This window comes from Mycobacterium sp. E2238 (genome assembly GCF_001672665.1).
GTDB lineage: Bacteria > Actinomycetota > Actinomycetes > Mycobacteriales > Mycobacteriaceae > Mycobacterium.
Map to the genome: position 1 here is coordinate 1 of NZ_LZKF01000163.1, position 21,789 is coordinate 21,789.

At 66.5% G+C, this 21,789-nt stretch carries 18 protein-coding genes, 2 pseudogenes and 1 riboswitch; of the genes and pseudogenes, 9 read left to right on the top strand and 11 right to left on the bottom strand.

Features of this window, described 5'->3' with window-relative positions; genetic code table 11:
* Both A5711_RS26880 and A5711_RS14460 read left to right on the top strand, forming a co-directional pair.
* Positions 1-168 (top strand): annotated as a pseudogene (locus A5711_RS26880) (mammalian cell entry protein); the annotation flags it as partial.
* Positions 162-1,715 carry an MCE family protein gene (locus tag A5711_RS14460; RefSeq protein WP_067947594.1) on the top strand — a complete coding sequence of 518 codons (1,554 nt, stop codon included), beginning with the start codon at positions 162-164 and terminating at the stop codon, positions 1,713-1,715. The pseudogene A5711_RS26880 and the gene A5711_RS14460, both read left to right, overlap by 7 nt.
* 136 nt (positions 1,716-1,851) lie before the next feature.
* On the opposite strand, the gene A5711_RS14465 is transcribed toward A5711_RS14460, so the two are convergent.
* The 7 genes from A5711_RS14465 to A5711_RS14495 form a co-directional block, all read right to left on the bottom strand.
* Positions 1,852-3,336, bottom strand: a complete 1,485-nt coding sequence (locus A5711_RS14465) for an aldehyde dehydrogenase family protein (RefSeq protein ID WP_067947595.1) — start codon at positions 3,334-3,336, stop codon at positions 1,852-1,854.
* A 90-nt stretch (positions 3,337-3,426) separates the two neighbouring features.
* Positions 3,427-4,641: a cytochrome P450 gene (locus A5711_RS14470; RefSeq protein WP_067947596.1), complete on the bottom strand. Its 1,215-nt coding sequence runs from the start codon at positions 4,639-4,641 to the stop codon at positions 3,427-3,429.
* An 8-nt stretch (positions 4,642-4,649) separates the two neighbouring features.
* Positions 4,650-5,639 (bottom strand): SDR family oxidoreductase, encoded by a 990-nt coding sequence (locus A5711_RS14475; protein WP_067947597.1) that lies wholly within the window; start codon positions 5,637-5,639, stop codon positions 4,650-4,652.
* Positions 5,632-6,774 (bottom strand): spirocyclase AveC family protein, encoded by a 1,143-nt coding sequence (locus A5711_RS14480; RefSeq protein ID WP_067947598.1) that lies wholly within the window; start codon positions 6,772-6,774, stop codon positions 5,632-5,634. Before A5711_RS14480 ends, A5711_RS14475 begins: the two co-directional genes overlap by 8 nt.
* Before the next feature lie 7 nt (positions 6,775-6,781).
* Positions 6,782-7,894, bottom strand: a complete 1,113-nt coding sequence (locus tag A5711_RS14485; protein ID WP_067947600.1) for an ABC transporter substrate-binding protein — start codon at positions 7,892-7,894, stop codon at positions 6,782-6,784.
* A gap of 20 nt (positions 7,895-7,914) precedes the next feature.
* On the bottom strand, positions 7,915-8,769 hold the full coding sequence (locus A5711_RS14490) for a CbbQ/NirQ/NorQ/GpvN family protein (protein ID WP_067947601.1): 855 nt from the start codon (positions 8,767-8,769) through the stop codon (positions 7,915-7,917).
* Positions 8,770-8,878: 109 nt separating this feature from the next.
* Positions 8,879-10,570, bottom strand: coding sequence for a nitric oxide reductase activation protein NorD (locus tag A5711_RS14495; RefSeq protein ID WP_067947602.1), 1,692 nt, complete (start codon positions 10,568-10,570; stop codon positions 8,879-8,881).
* Positions 10,571-10,734: 164 nt separating this feature from the next.
* On the opposite strand from A5711_RS14495, the gene A5711_RS14500 reads away from it, so the two are divergent.
* The 5 genes from A5711_RS14500 (at position 10,735) to A5711_RS14520 (ending at position 15,967) form a co-directional block, all read left to right on the top strand.
* A complete protein-coding gene (locus tag A5711_RS14500; protein WP_067947603.1) occupies positions 10,735-11,880 on the top strand; it encodes an acyl-CoA dehydrogenase family protein in 1,146 nt (381 codons plus the stop codon).
* Entirely contained in the window at positions 11,877-12,980 is a 1,104-nt protein-coding gene (locus A5711_RS14505; protein ID WP_067947604.1) for an acyl-CoA dehydrogenase family protein, read from the top strand. The genes A5711_RS14500 and A5711_RS14505 overlap by 4 nt, the downstream gene beginning before the upstream one ends.
* A complete protein-coding gene (locus A5711_RS14510; protein ID WP_067947610.1) occupies positions 12,980-13,627 on the top strand; it encodes a nitroreductase family protein in 648 nt (215 codons plus the stop codon). Before A5711_RS14505 ends, A5711_RS14510 begins: the two co-directional genes overlap by 1 nt.
* A 139-nt stretch (positions 13,628-13,766) precedes the next feature.
* A complete protein-coding gene (locus A5711_RS14515; protein ID WP_067947612.1) occupies positions 13,767-15,047 on the top strand; it encodes a TetR/AcrR family transcriptional regulator in 1,281 nt (426 codons plus the stop codon).
* Between the two features lie 77 nt (positions 15,048-15,124).
* The gene (locus A5711_RS14520; protein WP_067947619.1) at positions 15,125-15,967 is read left to right on the top strand and encodes an SDR family oxidoreductase; all 843 of its coding nucleotides are present in this window, start codon (positions 15,125-15,127) and stop codon (positions 15,965-15,967) included.
* On the opposite strand, the gene A5711_RS14525 is transcribed toward A5711_RS14520, so the two are convergent.
* The 3 genes from A5711_RS14525 to A5711_RS14535 all read right to left on the bottom strand — a co-directional run bounded on the left by A5711_RS14525 (position 15,964) and on the right by A5711_RS14535 (position 20,018).
* Complete coding sequence (locus tag A5711_RS14525) at positions 15,964-17,169, bottom strand: cytochrome P450 (protein WP_197520801.1); 1,206 nt, start codon at positions 17,167-17,169, stop codon at positions 15,964-15,966. The genes A5711_RS14520 and A5711_RS14525 overlap by 4 nt on opposite strands.
* 20 nt (positions 17,170-17,189) lie before the next feature.
* Positions 17,190-18,830 (bottom strand): GMC family oxidoreductase, encoded by a 1,641-nt coding sequence (locus A5711_RS14530; RefSeq protein WP_082974100.1) that lies wholly within the window; start codon positions 18,828-18,830, stop codon positions 17,190-17,192.
* A 195-nt stretch (positions 18,831-19,025) separates the two neighbouring features.
* Complete coding sequence (locus A5711_RS14535; RefSeq protein WP_067947616.1) at positions 19,026-20,018, bottom strand: AraC family transcriptional regulator; 993 nt, start codon at positions 20,016-20,018, stop codon at positions 19,026-19,028.
* A 161-nt stretch (positions 20,019-20,179) separates the two neighbouring features.
* On the opposite strand from A5711_RS14535, the gene A5711_RS14540 reads away from it, so the two are divergent.
* Both A5711_RS14540 and A5711_RS14545 read left to right on the top strand, forming a co-directional pair.
* Complete coding sequence (locus tag A5711_RS14540; protein ID WP_067947617.1) at positions 20,180-20,821, top strand: SDR family oxidoreductase; 642 nt, start codon at positions 20,180-20,182, stop codon at positions 20,819-20,821.
* Between the two features lie 65 nt (positions 20,822-20,886).
* A riboswitch (cobalamin riboswitch) is annotated at positions 20,887-21,080 on the top strand.
* A 135-nt stretch (positions 21,081-21,215) separates the two neighbouring features.
* Positions 21,216-21,671 (top strand): annotated as a pseudogene (locus A5711_RS14545) (5-methyltetrahydropteroyltriglutamate--homocysteine S-methyltransferase); the annotation flags it as partial.
* Here the strand turns inward: A5711_RS14545 and A5711_RS26330 are convergent.
* Positions 21,578-21,787, bottom strand: a complete 210-nt coding sequence (locus A5711_RS26330) for a hypothetical protein (RefSeq protein WP_369829939.1) — start codon at positions 21,785-21,787, stop codon at positions 21,578-21,580. The pseudogene A5711_RS14545 and the gene A5711_RS26330 overlap by 94 nt on opposite strands.
* Positions 21,788-21,789: the final 2 nt, after the last annotated feature.

A 21,789-nucleotide genomic window follows, 5' to 3' on the forward strand; every position in this document is an offset into this window, starting at 1 on the left:
GTCGACAACGCGGTCCTCACCGGGACCGGGTTCTCCGGAGCGCTACGCGCGCTCGAACAATCGTGGGGCCGCGACCCGGAAACGATGATTCCCGACGTCCGCTACACGTCCAATCCGAACGACGCCCCGGGCGGCCCGCTGGTCGAAAGGGCGGATAGGCAATGCTGACCCGCTTCATCAAGAGCCAGCTGATTCTGCTCAGCATCCTGACCACGATCACAGCGATTGCGCTGGGCTGGTACTACCTGCAGATTCCCACTGCGGCCGGGATCGGCCAGTACACGCTGAAGGCGGACCTACCCGCGTCGGGTGGCCTATACAGGACCGCCAACGTGACGTATCGCGGGGAAACAATCGGCAAGGTCACCGCAGTCGAGCCAACAAGGACCGGCGCGCGGGTCACCATGGCGATTGCCAACCGCTACCAGATCCCCGTCGACGCGTCGGCGAACGTGCATTCGGTGTCGGCGGTCGGTGAGCAGTATCTCGACCTCGTGTCGGTAGGCAATCCGCGCCAATACTTCTCGCCCGGTCAGACCATTACCAAGGGCAGCGTGCCCACACCCATCGGGCCGGCGCTGGACGCCGCCAACCGCCAGCTGGACGTACTGCCCAAGGACAAGCTCGCCGCGCTGCTCGACGAATCAGCCCAAGCGGTAGGCGGATTGGGCCCCGCGCTGCAGCGACTGGTCGACTCGAGCCAGGCGATCGCCGGCGACTTCAAGACCAACATCTCCGACATCAACGACATCATCCAAAACTCCGGGCCCATTATCGACAGCCAGGTCAACTCCGGTGACTCGATCGAACGTTGGGCACACAACCTGAACAGCTTGGCCACGCAGGGCGGGAAAAACGATCAGCGCGTGCAACGTATCCTCGCCCGTGCGGCACCGACCCTTGATCAGGTCAACTCGGTGTTCAGTGATGTCCGCGAGACACTGCCGCAGACACTGGCAAACCTCGAAATCACGCTGGACATGCTCAAGCGCTACCACAAGGGCGTCGAGCAACTGCTGGTGGCCTATCCGCAGGGCGCCGCGGAAAGTCAGACGATCACAACGCCGTTCCCGGGCTACGCCGCACTCGACACCGCGATGACGACGAACCAACCCCCGCCGTGCCTGACCGGGTTTCTCCCGGCCTCCCAGTGGCGGTCTCCCGCGGATACCAGCCCGGCCCCGCTGCCGTCCGGAACTTTTTATTGCAAGATCCCGCAGGACACCCCCGCCAACGTGGTGCGCGGGGCGCGCAACCTTCCATGCGTCGATGTCCCCGGCAAACGCGCGGCGACGCCGCGGGAATGCCGCGACCCCAAACCCTATGTCCCGCTGGGCACCAACCCGTGGTACGGCGAACCCAACCAGCTCGTGACCTGCCCGGCGCCCGCGGCGCGCTGCGACCAGCCGGTGAAACCGGGGCTGGTGATACCCGCTCCGTCGGTCAACAACGGCCTCAACCCGGCGCCCTCCGACAGGGTGGCCGGGACGCCACCGCCGATCAGCGATCCACTGCAACGGCCGGGATCGGGAACCGTGAAATGCAACGGGCAGCAGCCGAATCCATGCGTCTACACCCCCGGCGGCCCTCCCCCGGCCGTCTACCTACCCCAAAGCGGCGAACTGGTGGGGCCCGACGGTGTCAGGTACACGGTCAGAAATTCGAGCGGAACGGGAGACGACGGGTGGAAGGACATGCTGGCGCCACCGGGTTGAACCCCGCCGGCTCCAGCGTCACGCGAATCGCACGACGTCGCGCCCCGCTACCCGCACCCGCGCCGAGATTGCCGCCAGGGTCGCGGTCGAGCGAAAACCACAGCCACGACGGCAATCTCGCCGAAGAATAACCCTCTCAGCCGGCGGGATAGCCGACCGACTTGACCTCGGTGTACTGGTCGAACCCGGCGACCCCGTTCTGGCGGCCCACCCCGCTGTATTTGTAACCGCCGAACGGGGTGTCGGCGCCGTACGGTGCGCCGCCGTTGACGCCCATGAAGCCGGCGCGAATCCGCCGGGCCACCGCCAGCGAACGCTCGAGCGAGCCCGACATCACATTGCCCGCCAACCCGTACTTGCTGTCGTTGGCGATCCGGATCGCGTCCTCCTCGTCGTCGAACGGAATGACCGCCAGCACCGGGCCGAAGATCTCCTCCTGGGCGATCGTCATCGAGTTGTCGACGTCGGTGAAAAGCGTTGGCCTGACATAGAAACCCTTGTCGAACCCGGTGGGCGCGTCCGGTCCGCCGACCAGCGCGGTGGCGCCCTCCTCGACGCCCTTGCGGATGTAGCCCATCACGCGGTTGCGCTGCACCTCCGAAATCACCGGCCCACACAGCGTTCCGGGGTCCTGCGGGTCGCCACACGTGACGTTCTCGTAGATGCTTTTCAGGATCTCTACACCCTCGTCGTAGCGGGACCGCGGCAGCAGCATCCGGGTGGGGTTCGCGCAGCCCTGCCCCGCGTGCATGCACGGCGCGATGCCGATCGCACACGCCATCCCGAAATCGGCGTCCTCAAGGACGATGGTTGCCGACTTGCCGCCGAGCTCCAGGAACAGCCGCTTCATCGTCGCGGCGCCCTTTTCCATGATCCGCTGGCCGACCGTGGTGGACCCGGTGAACGAGATGAGGTCGACCTTCGGCGACAGCGTAAGCTCCTCGCCGACAAAATGATCCGACGCGGTGACGACGTTCACGACGCCCGCGGGGATGTCGGTCTTCTCGGCGATCAGCCGGCCCAGGCGGGTCGCGTTGAACGGCGTGTTGGGCGCCGGCTTGAGCACCACGGTGTTGCCGGTGCCCAGCGCCTGGCCGAGCTTGTTGAGCGTGACCTCGAAGGGGAAATTCCACGGCACGATCGCGCCGACGACGCCCACCGGTTCGCGCCATACCTTGACGGTGGTGTTCGTGCCGGTGAGGCTGATCACCCGATCACCGAGATCGGTTTCCCAGGCGTACTCGTCGATCAACCTCGCCGGATACTTCAGCCCGTCTTGCAGCGGGGCGTCCAGCTGGGGGCCGAACGTGATCGCCCGGGGCGAGCCCACCTCCAGGATCAGCTCCTCGCGCAGCTCTTCCTTCTCCGATTCGATCGCCTCGTGCAGCTGCAACAGGCAGCGCTTCCGCAGCTCGCGATTGGTCGACCAGTCGCTCTCGTCGAAGGCGCGCCGGGCGGCGTCGATGGCCCGGTGCATGTCCTCCTTGGATGCGTCGGCGACCTCCCCGAGTGGCTCCTCGGTCGCCGGGTTGATGTTCGTGAAGGTGCCGGCTTGCCCGTCGACGAGCTTGCCGTCGATCATCATCTTCGGCTCAAAACGAACCTTTACAGCCTCAGTCATATCTGTCACTCTCTTTGAAATCGCGGAGGGGCTACGGAGAGCCTTACCGGAAACTAGCCGATTGGCAAGGCGCAACCTTTACGGGGCTGGTCATCGGGGGTCGAACAGCACCGGTACCGACGTCGGCGAGCGGAAAACCTGCCCGCGGATATGCGGGTCGTCCGCACCGGGGTCCAGCCGCAGGTTCGGTAGCCGGTCGAGCAAAAGGTTGATGGCGGTGCGCATTTCCAGCCGGGCCAGATGCATGCCAAGGCAGACGTGCACGCCGTGCCCCCACCCCAGGTGCGCCCTGGCTTGCCGGAAGATGTCGAAGGTGTCCGGATTGGGGTAGCGGTCTTCCTGCCGGTTGGCGGAACCCAGCATCGGCATCACCGTCGAGCCTGCCGGTATCGGCACCCCGCCGAGTTCGGTGTCGCGGGTGGCCACCCGGGTGATGGTCAGCAGGGGCGGTTCCCACCGCACACCCTCCTCGATGGCCTGTGGCAGTAGCGACCGGTCCGCGCGGATGGCATCCAGCTGCGCGGGAGCCGACAGCAGCGCGAGCAGCAGGCTGCCGAGGGACCGGTACGTCGTCTCCACCCCGGCGGGGAGCAGCAGGCGGAGGAACGAGTAGATTTCCTCGTCTGCGAGCTTCTCCCCGTCGATCTCCGCCTCGGCCAGCGCGCTGATCAGGTCGTCCCGGGGTTCGAGGCGGCGGGATGCCAGGATCGGCGCGAAGTAATCGCACAGCGCGGCCGACGCGGCAAGGCCACGTTCGGGATTCAGGATCCAGCTCAACAACGAGATGGACCATCGCTGGAACTGGGGGTAGTCCTCCTCCGGCAGGCCCAGCAGGCCCGCGATGATCCGACTCGGGTAGTCGAAGGTGAATTCCTTGACCAGATCGGCCTTGCCGTTCGAGGCGAACTTGTCGATCAGGCTGTTGCCCACCCGCCCGACCAACTCGTCTTGCCATCGTGCCAATGCCTTCTGCGAGAACGCCTTTGACACCAACGATCGCAACCGCCCGTGCACCGGCTCGTCCATGCCCAGCATCACCCGCTCGCCCAACACCGGACCGAACGCCGCGATGACCGCCGCCGACGAGAACGTCTCGTTATCACGCAGCATCTGCTGGGCATCTTCGTGGCGGTAAACGATGAAGACCGGCTTGGACTCCTCATGCGGCATCCCGGAGACATCCAACCGTTGAATGGGCTCCTCGCGGCGAAGTCGCGCCAGTTCGGTGTACGGGTCGCGCACATCGCCGGAGACCGCATCGTCGAAGGCGCCGAAGTCCTCCAGATCGTCGAATAGCTGTTCCATACTTTCGTTCAGCCCCCTTGCCTTTCCCTGCGCTTCGCCGCCACCGCGGCCACGCGTTGCAACACCGGCTGCGGCAGGACACGTGCCGCGAACACCATCGCCCGTTGGCCCACCGTCAGCGGCCACGCTCCGTCCCGCATCGAACCCTGTCTGGGTATGCCGAGCACGACACGCGACATGTGGTGCATACCCGAGGCCGGCAGGATCCTGCTGGCGGCCAGCAGCATTGAGGCATCGGGGCCGATACCGCGGCGGCGGAACGGCTCCCGGTCATCGAGCGCCTTGAGCAGGCCATCGGTGAATCGCTCGGGCGGCCGGGCCAATTTCATCGCGGCCCTGCCCCGGCTGTCCATGGTGGTGTGCAGCCGCGCGTACGGGCCGCCGAAGTCGCGATTGTCGATCGTCCCCGCGTCGGTGATGATCTCGGTGTCGTAGGTCCCGGCGACCAATACGGTGACGCCCAATCCGAAGGGCGCGATCTCGCACGCCATGGCCTCTCCCCACCGCTCCAACGCGCCCTTGGCCGCCGAGTACGGCGCGGTGGCCGGCTGGCCACGCACCCCGGCCGCACTGGATACCAGAACGATGCGGCCCTCGCCCGCCGCCCGCATCGACGGCAGCAGAGCCTGGGTGAGCGCGACGGGGCCCAGGACGCTGGTGGCAAACATGTTCTGCCACAGCGCCATATCGGTCTCCTCCACCATTCCGGCGGCGGAGATCCCGGCATTGTGCACCAGCGCATAGGGAGCCCCGACGGCCTCTTCGATGGCCTTGGCCGCCGACGAGACCGACGCGGGGTCTAACAGGTCGAGCTGCACGCAGATCAGACGGTCATCGTTTTCCACCGCCCCAGTCACCTCCCGGAGCAGCGGCAGGGCGCGATCGGGCGTCCGCATGGCCGCGACCACGCGCCAGCCTTCGCGGTGCAGGCGCACGGCCGAGGCGAACCCCAGTCCGCGCGACGCACCGGTGATGACGACGGTGCGCGGCTCAGCCATGCGTGCTCGGGTTTGCGCAGGAACCTTCGCCCGGCGGCGGCGGATCCACATGTGGTCGCCCATTGGGTTCCCCGCTTTCCCAGGTCGACCAGATGCCGACCGAGTAGGGGCCTTGCGCGCCAGCCTTCTCGTAATAGCCTTGCGGGTCATAGACTTTCGCCTCGGGGTAAGGCCACGGGCACGCGACGGAAGTCGCCGCATGGCTGACCTTGATGACCCAGAACCACGCCCCGTAGGTGAAGTAGGAGACGTTGATGATGGCGAACATCACCAGGAACGTGCCGAGCACCGGGCGCGCCGGGAAGATCCTGGCCTTCGCGGCCAGCTTCTCGGCCACTGATTTGCCGGTGTCGTCGCGGTAGCACAGTATCGCCGCGGGGACCATCACGAAGGTCACCGAGAACGACTCCCAGATCAGCGGGAACTGGAACGTCGTGCCGGTGAACACCGAGCCCCACGGAATCACCTGGGAGTAGATGTACATGCCCGTGTGGACGAGCTGGATCTCCAGCCAGGCATCGAAGGCGAAGCCGATCGCACAGGTCAGCACGCCGAGGCTGACCAGCGGGTGCCGCGACACGAACGCCGTCGGCCCGTACTTGGCCTGCAGCTTGCGCAGGATCCAGATCGCCGGAAAGTAGGGTCCGAAATAGAAGGTGACGTAACCGAATACGACGAACGGCTCGACGGTCGGCGACAGGGAGACCAGCGGCCAGGACTCCGGCCAGTGGATGAGGTCGGGGTTGTACACCGCGAACGGGGCCCAGTTCATGATCGGGTCCTGCCACACGATCAGCGTGGTGCACAGGAACATCAGCATCACCGGGCTGCCCGGGTTGCGGCGCCAGCCCCTGATGAACACCACCAGCAGGACGACCAGCATGATCACGGTGGAAACGTGCAGGAAGGTGATGTAGTCCAGGCCGAAGATGAACCTGACCGGACGTGGCCGGCCTCGCACGTTCGGGTTGGCCACGCGCGGGTCGAGGGCGACGCGGCAGTTCGCGATGAAGAACAGCGCGAACGCGGCCAGCGCGGCGCCGGCGATCCAACCGCCCCAGGCGCGTTTCTCGGTACCTCGCGGCGATACCGGTTCTTCTTGTGCGGCAGGCGGTGTCGATTGTTCGGTGCTCATGTCAGCCTTACTCTCCGAAGCGATCGACGAGATGCGAGTTGGTGTGGTCGGCGTCGAGCGTCCGTGCGACCAGATAGCCGGCGCCCATCCAGGCACGGCGGGTCCATTTCCCGAAGGAGACGCGGGTGCCGGGTGCGCCCGACGCGGCGGGCATCATCTTCACCCGCTCCAATGCCTCTTTGACGCCGCGCGGGCTGAGTGGGTGAGCGTCGGAAAACGCGCGGACGAGTGTGGCGGCAACGTCATGGTTGACCACCGATACGCAATATTCGGGCCGGCTGCCGTCGTATTTCATCGCGTACCGGTCGAGGAATTCCTGGCCGAGCCGGTTCGCCTCGTCATACTGGTCGACCCCGACCCACCCCATGAACGCGTCCCACATGATGGGGTTCACCCAGGCGTTCTGGAAAGCGGTGGTGGTGAATCGCGGTGGATCCCAGTCGACGGCTTCCAGCGCGGGGTTGATAAACACGATGCCGAAGCCGAAGCCCAGATGCACGACCGCCTCGGACTTGGCCTCGTGCAGCGCGCGGACGGCGTCGTTGATGTCTTGCGCGGTCTGGGCGATCGCCGCTTCCGCGACGATTCGGATCCCCTTGCGGCGGCATGCGGTTCGCAGGTTCTTCAGGTAGCTTTCGCCGATCAGGTTCTGCTCCACGAGTACTCCGATCTCGGAGAGTCCGCGTTTGGCGACGAGGTCGGCGATGAAGATCGGCTCGTCGGTCATCGAGCCCTGCGGGAAGGCGAAGGTCCATTCGCCCAGCCAGTCGTCGGTGCCGGTGACGCTGATCGCCGGCACCTTGAACCGCTCCTCGATCGCCTCGCGGGTCGGCACGCAGTTGTCGGTGATGTGCGGCCCGAACACCACCAGACAGCCCTCGTCGACCAGCTCGCCGAAAGCGTCGATCACCGACTTGACCGAACCTTTGGGTAAACCCTCCACCTCGCGGTAGATCATCTGCACCGGACGATCGATCAGGCCCTGTTCGACGGCTTCTTCGAATACGAGGTCGAAGCACCGCGTGAAACTCGCCATCAGTTCTTCCGGGAACCCCGGTGGCAGCGTGAAATCCATCAGGTAGCCGACCTTGATCGGCTCAGCGCTGCTTTCGTAGGACATCTGACCTCCCGGTGACTAGCTCACTGCCGCAATTCATTCGATGCCCCGCCCAGATAGATTTCGATCATCTCGCCCAGCGCCCTGCCCACCGCCACGTCGTCGGTGAGAGGCCCCGCGATCGCGGCGCGAGCCGCCTCGCGCATCGTCAGCCCCTCCACGATGAGCCGGCCCGCCGCGATCAGTACCCGGGTTGACGCGACTTCGCGCAGTCCTCCGGTTTCCAGTCGGCGGATAGCTTGTCCGAACCGCACCAGTTCGGCGGCGGTGGCAGGGTCCACCCCGGCCTCGTGCGTGACGATGCCTTCTTCGACATCGGCTGCGGGGAAATCGAATTCGATGGCGACCATCCGCTGCCGGGTGGAATCTTTGAGGTCCTTCAGCACGCTCTGGTAGCCGGGGTTGTAGGACACCACCAGGCCGAATCCGGGTGCCGCGTCCAGCGTGACTCCAAGTCGTTCGATCGGCAGCTGTCGCCGGTGATCCGCGAGCGGATGCAGCACCACGGTGGTGTCCTGCCGCGCTTCCACCACCTCGTCGAGATAGCAGATCGCGCCCTCGCGCACCGCCCGGGTCAGCGGTCCGTCCACCCACACCGTCTCGTCGCCCCGCAGCAGATACCGGCCGACGAGATCCGCGGTGGTGAGGTCGTCATGGCAGGCGACGGTGATCAGCGGCCGCCCGAGGTCATGGGCCATCGCCTCAACGAATCGGGTTTTGCCGCATCCCGTCGGGCCCTTCAGGACGACGGCCAGCCCCTGGCGGTACGCGGCCTTGAAAATGGCTTCCTCGCCGCCGATCGCTTGGTAATACGGCCGCGTTCCGCCGGCTTCGGGGACCGCGCCGTTCCGGTGCGCAAGCCCGGACTCGTTGGCCATAGCTTCCCCTTCTGCTACCGACGGTGCATGCAGCCTATATCGGAACAGATATTTGTTTCAAGCGCTCTGACGAGCATGTTTAAGTTCGGCGATGCGATCGGGCGGCATGTCACGACACCCTGCGGCGGACCTCGGCCGAGCGCAGTGCGGACCGGAACAGCGGCCCGATCACGCCGGCGAGTTGGTCCGGGCGCGCGATGGTGGCGTGCGCGGCGCTGCCGAAGACCCGGCGCAGCGACGCCACGTCGGTTCCCGCGCCGACGGTCAGGCAGACGCAGCCGGTGCCACGATGGCGGGCCTCGCTCAGGGCGCGGCGCGCGTCGGCGGCGCCGTAGGTCCGCTCGTACCCGTGGTCGTAGGCGAGCCCGTCGGAAACCACCATCAGCAGCCGCCGCGACGTGCCACCGCGCGCCTCCAGCACCGCCGACCCGTGCCGAATGGCCGCACCGAGGCGTGAGTACGCGCCGGGTTCAAGGCTGTTGAGCCGCTTCATGACTCGCGTGTCGAGGTGGTCGTCGAACCGCTTCACCGGCACCACGGTCACCGCGCGCCGCCCCTGCGAGTAATAGGCGTAGAGCGCAACCCGGTCGCCCAGGTCGTGAAGTGCGACGGTGAGGTTGGCGACCGCCGCCCGCTGTTGCTGATGCACCGTCCGCCCCACCGTGCCCGGCTCGGCCGCCGACCCCGACACGTCGAGCAGGAGCAGCACCGACAGGTCTCGCCTGCGGCGGAGGCTGTCCAGGTACACCGCCTCGTCAGGCACCGATCCCGCCAGTACCTCAACCCGGGCCTCGACCGCCGCGTCGATGTCGATGTCGTCGCCCTGCGACTGCCGGTGGCGGCGGTGCAGGCCCATCCCGAGTCGGGAGAGTGGGCGGCGCACGCTGATGGCGGGTTCGATCGCGTGCGTCACGGACGGTTTGATCCCCGCCTCGACCTCGCGCACCGTGCACCACGCTGAGCGGTACTTCTTGCGGCCGGCGTCCCATTCCGGATACGTGAAGCCGTCCGTGGGCTTCGGCTGATCTTCGCCGTCCCCGTGCGACGTGGGGGCCAGCGAGGTCACCGCGTGCAATTTGCGCCTGGCGGAGTCGGTCCGATGCGTCGGGGTGTCCGCGCCGGGTGGTCCGCCGCCGTTAGCGGTGTTGCGCGCCGAAGACAGCATCTTCTTCAGCCACTTGCCGATGAAACCGCCCCCACCCACCGGGCTGGTGAACATGTCGGGGCCGTCGGAGTCGTCGGTCTCGTCCACGGCGAGTTCTTTCAGATCGTCGGTGCCGCCGCTCCTCGGGATATGCCCGGGTTGTTCCTTTTCTCGCCGTTCGGGCGCCCGGGCCGACGCGGCCAGCACCTTCCCGGCGCGAATGATGCCGAATTCCGGTGCGGGGTTACCGATCGGCTCCCGCCCGTCGGCGAGCCGCAGCGAAGTGGCGGGCGAATCGCTCCGCCCCGCGGCGTCGGGGTCGGCGAGGGAAGCCAGAACGCCCGGCAACAGGTCGGCGTTGGCCGCGAGCGCGCGGTGCCCCTCCACCGCCAGGTAGCGCTTGGCCACCCGAGGGCGGCGCAGTAGGGGGCGCATCATGTCCGGATCCAGGCTGCCGGCCGCGATCATCGACGCCTGCACGGCAACGGCTTCGAGCTGCCGGCGGGCGCTCGCACCCGCGTCGACGTGAATGGTCTGGCCGTCGGTCCACGACGGTTCGCCCGGACGCAGTTCGGCCACCGCTACGGCCCGGCCCGCGAGCGCGGATGCGAGCATGCCGAGACCCGGCAGTCGGTCACCGCGAACGTCGGTGGACATACTCAATCTCCGAACCGCCTGGACTCCGTTGACCAAATATCTGTTCCACCGTAGAGTCCGGTGCCACCGCAGTCAATCGCCGGGCGCCGCCGCCGTTGTTGACCGGCTATCCGCTCGACCGTAAAGTCCGGCTAGGTCGCAAATTCACCAGAAAACAAGGAAAAGTGGACTTTTCATACCCGGCGGAAGTGGAGCAGTTCCGCGCCGAGCTGCGCGACTGGCTATCGAAGAACCTGACCGACGAGCTGGTGGCGGCCCGTCGGCCCGCCGGACGAGACGACGTCGCCTTCGAGATGCTGCGCGCCTGGAGCGCCACGATGGCCGATGCCGGCTGGGCCGCGGTCTCGTGGCCTCGCGAGTACGGCGGCCGCGGCGCGACGGTTCTCGAGCAACTCGTCTACACCGAGGAAACCACGCGGGCGCGAGCCCCCATGCCGCTCAACGTCATTGGCCTAAACAACATCGCGCCGGCCATCATGCAATACGGCACCGAGTCACAGAAGCTCACGCTGCTCCCCCGCATGATGCGGGCCGACGACATCTGGTGCCAAGGGATGTCGGAACCCGAAGCGGGGTCCGACCTCGCCGCGCTGCGCACCCGCGCGGCGCGCGACGGTGACGACTTCGTCGTCAACGGCCAGAAAATCTGGACGTCGCTGGGGCATCGGGCGGACTGGTGCCAGCTCTACGTGCGTACTGACCCCGAAGCGCCCAAGCACAAGGGCATCTCCTGCCTGATCGTCGACATGAGACTGCCGGGCATCGAAGTCCGTCCGCTGGTAACGCTCAACGGCGACGCCGATTTCGCCGAGGTGTTCTTTCACGACGTGCGCGTGCCTGCGGACGCGTTGCTCGGTCCGCTGAACGGGGGATGGCAGGTGGCAACCACCACGCTCAGCCACGAGCGGGCCGGGGCCGCCCGGCTGTACGCCGAGATGCAGGTGCGGCTCGAAGAATTGACCGACGACATCGCCGCGCACAGCGACGCGCTCGAAGACCCCGTGACGCTGCGGCGCCTCGGCGAAATCGCGCTGCGCATCAAGTATCTGGAAGTCCTTTGCCAGCGCTCGATCTCGGCCACGCTGCATGGCGGTGACGCCTTCGGATCGGCGAGCCTCGCCAAGACCGTGTGGGGCGAGATCGGACAGGACATGGCCGCGCTGGCCTTTGACGTGCTGGGCACGAGCGGCGCTGGCGCGCCGTGGGCGAACTACCGCCTGACGTCGCGCTCGCTGACCATCGCAGGCGGTACCAGCCAGATCACCAAGAACATCACCGCCCAGCGGGTACTCGGGTTGCCTCGCAAATGAACCTCGAACTCTCCGACGAGCAGGTCGCGCTGCGCGACACCACCCGACGCTATCTCGCCGAAAAAGCTTCCATCGCCGACCATGTGCGCCCGCTGCTCGACGACCCGACCGGCGTCACCGAGCCCGTGTGGCGCGGCCTGACCGGCCTCGGGACCACCGGTCTGCTGGTGCCGGAGGCCCACGGCGGCGCCGGCATGACGATGGTCGAGGCCGGAATCGTTGCCGAAGAGCTCGGTGCCGCCCTGCACCCGGGGCCATGGTTGTCGACCGCGGTCGCCGCCACCCGGGCGCTGACGCGGCTCGGGCCAACCGACGCCGCGGCCGAGCTGCTGAGCGGGATCTCCGACGGCACCACGGTCGCCACCGTCGGCTTCCTCGATGCCGAAAGTGCGCCGGTGGCCGCGAGCCGGCGGGGCGATGATGTCGTCTTACGGGGCGACATGACCGCCGTCCCCGACGTCGCCGCCGCGGACGTGCTGCTGGCGCTCGCCGGGGACGACGGCGGTCGAGGGCTTTTCGCGATCCGCACCGACTCGCCGGGCGTTTCGGTTGCGCCGGAGCGCGGTATCGACCAGACCCGCAAGCGCTTCCGGGTCACGCTCGACTCAGCGCGCGCGCGGCGGCTGGCCGCGGCCGCCCCGGGGGACGTCGCCGCGGTGATCGACGATGTGCTGATCGCGACGGCGGCCGACGCACTCGGCGCTGCACGAGCCGTCATGACCGCGGCCATCGAATACGCCAAGACCAGAACGCAATTCGGGCAGCCGATCGGCTCGTTCCAGGCAGTCCAGCATCTGTGCGTCGATATGTTCGAGACCGTGGAGTTGGCCCGCAGTGGCATGATCCACGCGCTGTGGGCCGCCGACAACGCCGACGCCGACGAACGGCACCAATCCGCCATCCGGACGAAGGCGTTCGCCGGGCGGCTTGCCACGGTGGGCGACACGGCGATCCAGGTGTTCGGCGGGATCGGCTACACCTGGGAGCACGACGCGCATCTCTACCTCAAGCGCCTGCTCAGCTGGAGCGCGTTCCTGGCCGGGCCCGATCGATACCTCACCGAACTCGGTGCGCGCCTTGCCAACAGGGGGAACCGGTGATGGACATCGAGTACCTGCTCACCGCTACCCGCTCGGCACGCAAGACGCTCGACCTGGACGCGCCGGTCGACCTCGCGGACATCCGGGAGTGCCTGCGCATCGGCTTGCAGGCGGCCAACGGCTCCAATCAGCAATCGTGGCGCTGGCTGGTGGTCACCGACCCGGCGTTACGCGCCGAGATCGCCGAGCTGTACCGCGCGGCCTACCTGCTGCGGGTCGGCGGCCAGCTGATCGCCGACCTGATGCCGGCCGGAACGCCGGAGAACCGGATCATGTCGTCGACGGAGTGGCTGGTCGAGAACATGTCGAGGGTTCCGCTGCTGGTGATTCCTTGCTATCAGCCCTACCTGCCCCGCATCGAGGGCGACGAATCGTTTCACCAGGCCACGCTGTACGGCTCGATCTACCCGGCGGTCTGGAACTTTCAGCTGGCGCTACACACCCGCGGATACGGAACCTGCATCACCACCCTGCACCTGCATCGCGAGGCGGAGGTGCGGCGGCTGCTGGGGATTCCCAAAAGCTATGTCCAGGGATGCCTGCTTCCGGTGGGCCGGCTGCGCGCCGGGCACACGTTCCGGCCCGCCCGGCGACGACCCGTCGACGAGGTGGTCGCGTGTGACGGTTGGGACGGACCCGCGCTTTAGAATTGTCCCCGGCACCGCCGTTATGCAGCGCATTCGTCACTCCGGGTCTGATAGCCTTTAACAAAGATTTGGTTCGGTGAGAGGGACGAGTGCGAATGGATGCCAGTCCGCAATCGTCCGGACGTGCGCCCGGCTGATCATGCCGAGAGCGGAGTCATTGCGAGCCGGCGTCACAGCCGATTTGGGGACTCGCCGGACAGAGATCCTCACCACCGCCGCCTCGTTGATCGCGCAGTCGGGCTTGCGGACCTCGTTGCAGGAGATCGCCGACGCGGCGGGAATTCTTCCCGGAAGCCTCTACCACCATTTCGAGTCCAAAGAAGCGATCCTCATCGAGTTGATCCGCCGTTATCAGGACGATCTGGATCGGATCGGGCATGCCGCGCAAGCGAAGTTGGACAAACCCGACCCTCGACCGGTTCCCGAGCAGATCGTCGAACTGGGCGCGGCCATCGCCGAGTGCGCCGTGCGGCACCGGGCGGCGCTGCAGATGTCGTTCTACGAGGGGCCGAGCACGGATCCGGAGCTGATGAAGCTGACGCAGCAGCGGCCCGTGGCGATTCAGGAGGCGATGCTGCAAACCCTGCGCGCGGGCAGGTGGAGCGGCTACATCAAACCCGACATCGATCTGCCCACCTTGGCCGACCGGATCTGCCAAACCATGCTGCAGGTTGGCCTCGACGTCATGCGCCATAAGTCTCCCGCCGACCAGGTGGCCGCGCTGCTGTGCCGAATCATGTTGCAGGGATTGGCAACCCGGCCGCCCACCGACTCGGAGCTCGACCGGTCCAACGCCTTCGCCGCCGCCAGGGAGGTCATCGAGACCTGGTCGGATGACAGCGACGCCGATCCCAGCGACAAAGCGGCGCACGTTCGTGCGGTGGCGCGAACGGAATTCGGCCGCAAAGGCTACGAGGCCACCACCATCAGGGACATCGCGTCCGCGGCCGGCCTCGGGACCGGAACCGTCTACCGGGTGATCGGATCGAAGGACGAGCTACTCGCGTCGATCATGGAATCGTTCGGCCGGAAAGTCGAGGCGGGCTGGGTCAACGTCCTGCGTTCGGATGCCACGCCGATCGCGAAGCTGGATGCACTGAGCTGGGTCAACGTCAATGCGCTCGATCGGTTTTCCGACGAGTTCCGCATCCAGCTCGCCTGGATGCGTCAATCGCCGCCGGACACACCCAACCCGGGCTGGTTGTACGCGACGCGACTCCGGCAGATGAAAACGCTACTTTCCGAGGGCATCCGATCCAGCGAGATCAGTGTGGACGGCGCGTCGACGGCGATGCTGGCGCGCTGCGTCATCGGCTTGCAGTGGATACCGGAGAACATCCTTGCCGAGGTCGGCAAACGCGCGGCATTGGTGCACGTGCGGGACACGGTATTGCGTGGTGTCGCGGTTCGCGCAGGGTAGGTGTTGAACCAAAAAACTGTTACCCATACAGTTGGGCGATTAGAATCGCGTTGGCAGTGGATGAGAAGGGGATTTCCATGACTGTTGTCGATCGGTTGCGTTACGACGGCAAGCGGGCTCTCGTCGTTGGCGGCGCCACCGGCATGGGCGCCGCGGCGGCCAAGTCGGCCGCAGAGCTGGGCGCCGAGGTGATCGTGATGGATTACGCGCCGGTCAACTACGACGTCGCCAAGTCCATCCAGGTGGACCTGCGCGATCCTGCGTCGATCGACGCCGCGGTCGAGCAGCTGGACGGCCCGATCCACGCCCTGTTCTCGGCCGCCGGCATCGCCGAAGGCACAACCGACCTAATGGCGATCAACTTCATCGGTCACCGGCATCTCATCGACCGCCTGGTCGCAAAGAACCAGCTCCCCTCGGGCTCGGCGATCTGCTTCATCTCGTCCGTCGCCGGCATGGGCTGGGAGAACGACCTGGAGCTGCTGACGGAGTTCCTCGCCACGCCGGACTTCGCCTCGGCGCAAGAATGGGTCAAGGCGCACGAAGCCGAAGGCATCATCCACTACGGCTTCTCGAAGAAGGTCGTCAACGCCTACGTCGCGACCCAGGGCTACCCGCTGCTGAAGAAGGGCATCCGGATCAACGCGATCTGCCCAGGACCCACCGACACCCCGCTGGCCCAGGCCAACGCCGACCTCTGGCTTACCTTCGCGCAGGACTATCGCGAAGAGACCGGTTCGAAGGTGCACACCCCGGAGCAGATGGGTGATGTGATGGCGTTCCTGAACAGCGCCGCCGCCTTCGGCATCAACGGGATCACGTTGCTGGTGGACTACGGGCACACGATGGCCTCGCTCACCAACGCCTATCCGCCCGGCAAGCCGATCATCGACATCATCATGGGGCGGGTAAAGCTCTAGCTCTCGTCGACGCCGATGAGCAGGCGTACCGGGCTGCGGCCCAGCATGCGGCGCCACGGGATGCGGGCGGGGTCCTGCCCCAAGTGCAGGGCGGGCCGTGCGGCGAGCGCGGCGCGTACGCACTCCTCCACCACGACTTTCGCGAGCGAGGTACCCAGGCAGTAATGCGCTCCGGCACCGAAGTTCATGAGCCGGGGCGTGCCCGCACGGGTGAACCGCTCGGGATCGAAGCAGTTCGGCGACCGCCACGCCGAGGCGTCCCGGCATGCCGAGGCGATGCAGAGCAGCACCATCTCCCCCGCCGGGATGGTTGTGTCGTGCAGGTCGATCGGCGCGACGGCGGTGCGCGGTATGAGCGGGATGCTGGGCTCGAGGCGCATGGTCTCAGCGGCAGCACTCGCAAGCCGCGTGTCATCGTGCGCCACCTCAGTGAGGCGGTCGCGGTACTGGAACGTCATCAGCAGGCTGCACGGTATCTGACTCCCCATCGTGTCATGGCCGGCGACAAGAAGATTCGCGATCATCGCCACGGTCTCGTCGCGGGTGAGCATCTCCCCGCCGGCCTCGGCGGTCAACAAGCCGGTGATGAGATCGGGACCGGGGTCTTCGGTTCGGCGCTGCGCCAGCGCCTCGACATAGTGCTGCAATTCGACGATCGCGCTCGTCGCCCCCGCGATCTGGTCGGGCGTCATCACGTAAAACACCGGGCTCAGAGCGTCCGCCCATCGGGAGAACACACCGACATCGCTGTCCGGGACTCCGAGGAGGCGACAGATCAACCGGGTTGACAGTCCGGCGCAGGAAGCCACCAGGTCTCCCCCGTTCAGCATCGCCGAAGCGATGGCAGCGGCGGCCATGTCCGCTGCGGTCGACCTCAGCTCCTCGACCGAGCGCGGGGTGAAGGCGCGGGAGACCAGCGACCGCAGGCGGCGATGATAATCACCCTCGGTGGTGAACATCAGCTTGCTGTACCAGTCGCGCAGGGGCCCGTCGCTGATGCCCATGGTGTCGAACAGGGCCAGCCCGATTCCGTTCAGCCGCTCGTCGCGGGCCAGTGTTTCAACGTCGCGATGCCGCAACACCACGGTTGCGCCGGTTGTCTCGTCTGTCGCCAACGGTCCGCGTCGCGCGGCCTCGGCGAGTACGTCGTGCATCCGTCTGGTAAAGCTACCGGTCAGGTCCACCAAGGGTTTCGATCCCATTTTCATTTCTCCGAGTCGGCTCACAGAGCGTGCCGGTGGCGCAGGATCTGTCCGGCGCGCTCGCCGATCACGACGCAAGGGGCCATGGTGTTTCCGGTGGTGACACGCGGCATGATGGACGCATCCGCGATCCGAAGGCCCTCCACGCCATACACTTTCAAGGCAGCATCCACCACCGACATGCTGTCCCGACCCATCTTCGCCGTGCTTGTCTGATGGTGATAAGTCGTGGCTTCGTTGCGGATAAAGCGCGCGAGGTCAGCCTTGGTGAGGCTCCCCGGCATGACTTCGCGTTTGCTGAATCGACGAAGAGGCCCCGAATTGCCAAGTTCGCGACACAGTTCGAGACACGACACCGCGGCAGTGAGGTCGTCGGGGTGCGAGAGGAGATTGGCGTGGATCCGCACCGGGTCGTCCGGGTTCGGCCCGGTCAGCCGAATCTGTCCGCGACTTTTCGGGCGCACCACTGCGCCATACATGCTCCAGCCTGACTCCGGTAAGCCGAATCTTTCGGCGTTCTTCTCGCTGGAGAACGGAAACTCGAGTTGATAAGCCTGCAGGTCCGGCGTGCGCAAACTGGAGTCGCTTCGGGCGAAGACCGTCATCTCCCCACCGCTGTTGCGCCAGGGTAGCGGTTCCCGGTACTCCCAGACGCAGGAGAATCCCGGGTGGTCCTGGAGATTTCGGCCGACGCCCGGCAGATGCTGTACGACCGGAATACCGTGCGGTCGCAACTCATTCTGGTCACCGATCCCGGATTGCATGAGGACCTTGGGTGTGTGAATCGCTCCGAGCGACAGAACCACCTCGGATTTCGCCTCGATGCGGTGCGACTTGCCGCCGTGAATGAACTCCACGCCGGTGGCGCGCCCGCCGTCGAGCGCCACTCGAGTAACCAACGCGCCCGTCAGAACCGTCAAATTCGGCCGGTCCGTCAGCGGGTACAGGTACGTGCGAAACACCGACTGGCGCAGCCCGTTACGGATACGCAGGTCAACAATCGACGCGCCGCCTTCTCGTTCCATCAGAGCACCGTTCGGGCTGGTGAAGGTCGGGATGCCCAGCGAGCTTGCGGCCGCGAGCCCCGCACGCGCGATCGGGCTGGGCTCGGCTGCGGGTTCGACATATACCGGCCCACCCGTGCCACGGTGTTCTGGATCGGGAACACCGTGCCAATCCTCGATCGCCCGGTAGATGGACAGCACCGAATCATAGTTCCATTGCGGGTCTTTGGCTTCAGCGGCGAAGTAATTCCAATCGTTTCTGTGCCCCCGCGCCCACACCATGACATTGATACTGGAGCCACCACCCAAGACCTTCCCCATCGAGTACGGGATGGCGCGCCCGTTCAAGTGGCAATTCGGCTCGGCGGTGAACTTCCAGTCGCGGTCGCTCCCCAGATTCGCAAGCCACATCTCCGGTTGCCTGATTTCGGGCCCGTCGTCGCAGCCACCGGCCTCAAGGACGAGGACGCTGGCGTCAGGGTTTTCCGCCAGCCGGCGGGCGACCACGGATCCGGAGGACCCGGATCCGCACACGATGAAGTCGTATTGCGGCTTCAGCCGGGCAGCAAGTCGCCTCTGATTGCGATGCGCGCGATCCGCGAATACCGCTGCGAGAAATCCTCGTTCATCGGATGCCGATGTCATTTCGTTCCTCATCTCCTCAACCTGGCGGGGCGGTAATCGACGTTCGTCGAAACCGGTTGGTTCCAGCCATGTTTCATGGCTACACCGGCGGCGTGATCACTGGCGATGTCCGGCGCGGACAGGCGCGGTGGCCGGCTACCGCTCCGCGTTTTCCGGATATGCCGGGCGGGCCGCCGAACGCGACCGGACCCGCCCCGCGAGGCCGCGTCAGTCGGCGCTAGCGCGAAGGGTTTGGACCGGCGTCTCGCCAAACGTGGCTTGGTAGGCCGCGGCGAACCGACCGAGGTGGCCCAGCCCCCAACGCTGGGCGATGGCCGCGACGGTGGTTTGCGACGAATGCGCCGCACGCAGATCGGCGTGCGCGCGGCGCAGCCTGACCGCACGAACGTAACCCATCGGCGACATCCCGAGGCTTCGCTGGAAGCCTTCCTGCAGTGCCCGCACGCTGACGTTGCATTGTCGCGCCAGCTCCGCAGTCGACAACGGCGACTGCGGCGCTCTTTCGATGATGTCCATCGCTTCGCGCACAGCTGCCGGTCTGGCCGGCCGCACCGCGGACGCCAGCTCCTCGCGATGGGGATGGTTCGCTACCAAGAGCAATCCGTAGACCAGGCTCTCCGCCAGTCGGTCTAGAACGGCCCAGTGCCGCAAAGGGTTGTCGACGCGGCCCAGTTCTCGGTTGATCCAGAAAAGCTGACTCACCCAACTCCTGGTGGGGCCGTCCGTGAGCGGCAACGTCGGGTCGAATGCGACGGCGGCCTCCGGCCGGCGGCCCAGGAGGGTCTCAAGCGCAGTGTCGACAACCAGTCGATCAATATTGACCCCCAGATGACGACTGCCGCCGGGCCATCGGGTCACCGCCATGTCGGCATTGGGGCGGTATATCGACGCGGTCGTCGGAGAAGACACCAGCTCCTGCCCGAGTTGTTGCGACTCGAGCCAGCCCTGAATCGGAATGTGTACGTAGTAGCTGTCGCGGCCCTCCGCGAAACCGAGCGACACGTCGGTGTCGTAAGTGAGGTCGGCCAGCGTGATCGATCCGGCCTGCACGAGTCGTTGAGTGAAGCCGAAATCCTTCGACGGACCGAGCAGGCGAAGTTTGTGGGGATGGAACGCCGATTCACACAGATGGATCGCGTGCTCGGGTGACCGGGTGCGAAAGGTGGTCAATCCGTCGCCATCGGAGGCTACCCGCCCCATCGTTCCCTCTCGGTCAACAAAACGCTCCTCTGCATGTACGGCCGAGCACGGCCAGCGGTTCATCGCGTCGTTGTCCGCCGGCGAACTCGTGATCGAGGGACTGCGAGCCACCGACCGCAGCCTGCGCGCGGGCGATCCTCGCGGGCGCTACCGTCGGGTGCATGACACGGATCATCGTCATCGGCGGCCACGGCAAGGTCGCGCTGCAGCTGACCCGCATCCTCACCGAACGCGGCGACGAGGTGAGCTCGGTGTTCCGCAACCCCGACCACTCCGACGACGTCGCGGCCACCGGGGCCAAGCCGGTGGTGGCCGACATCGAACAGCTCGACACCGATGCCCTAGTCCGCCTGCTGGCCGGCCACGACGCGGTCGTCTTCTCGGCGGGAGCCGGCGGCGGCAACCCGGACCGCACCTACGCCGTCGACCGCGACGCCGCCATCCGGGTGATCGATGCCGCCGAACGCGAAGCTGTCAAGCGATTCGTCATGGTCTCCTACTTCGGCGCGGGACCTGATCACGGTGTGCCGCAAGATGATTCATTCTTCGCCTACGCGGAAGCCAAGGCGGCGGCCGACGCCCACCTGCGCGCGAGCGGCCTGGACTGGACCGTGCTGGGACCGGGCCGGCTCACCCTCGAACCGCCCACCGGGCGCATCACCCTCGGCCGGGGCAAGGGTGAAGTGTCGCGGGCCGACGTCGCCCTCGTGGCGGCGGCCGCACTGGCGGACGACTCGACCGTCGGCCGAACGATCGATTTCAACAACGGCGAGGTGCCGATCGCCGAGGCGCTGGCGAGCTGACCGGCACGACGGGCGTAAGCTCCGCTACGCAGCTGGTCTGCCGTCGCCGCACCACGCGGCTTCGGCATCGAGCGAGGCACGTTAGTAGCGCCCCGCGAGAGGGAACCCGGTGAGAGCCCGGGACTGTCCCGCAGCGGTATGCAGGAACGACCGCCGTCACACAAGCACTGGTCGCAAGACTGGGAAGCGACGGTCAGTAGGAGCACCACCCGGTGCGCGCCTGCGAGTCCGAAGACCTGCCAGCTGTGCCGGGCGCGCCGCGTCCGGCGGCTCATCGCCTCGTGGAATGGGCGTTTGGCCGAATACGTTGCGGTTGTGCGCAAGGTGCACACCGCAACGGATCGGCTGCGCGTCCTCCGGCGGTGACCACCCCGCTGATTGATAGGACCAGACCGTGACCGCTCAACCATTCACCGCCACCGTCACCGGCTCCCCCCGTATCGGGCCAAAACGCGAACTCAAGCGCGCCACCGAGGGCTACTGGGCCGGGCGCACCAGCCGATCGGAGCTGGAATCCGTTGCCGCCACGCTGCGCCGAGACATCTGGGCCGGCCTCGCCGCCGCCGGCCTGGACTCGGTGCCGGTGAACACCTTCTCCTATTACGACCAGATGCTGGACACCGCGGTGATGCTGGGCGCGCTGCCGCCCCGTGCTGCGCAGGTATCCGACGACCTGGACCGCTACTTCGCCGCCGCGCGCGGCAACTCCGACGTCGCGCCGCTGGAGATGACCAAGTGGTTCGACACCAATTACCACTACCTGGTTCCCGAGATCGAGCCCGCGACCACGTTCTCGCTCAACAGCAGGAAGGTGATCGGTCCGATGACGACCGGGCGGGCGGGAATCCCTTGCCCGAGAGCTTCTTTCAGCTCGGAGAGCACCTTGTCGGGGTTGAGCGAGAACGTGGTCGCGGGCTCGATCTCGGGAACCAGGTAGTGGTAATTGGTGTCGAACCACTTGGTCATCT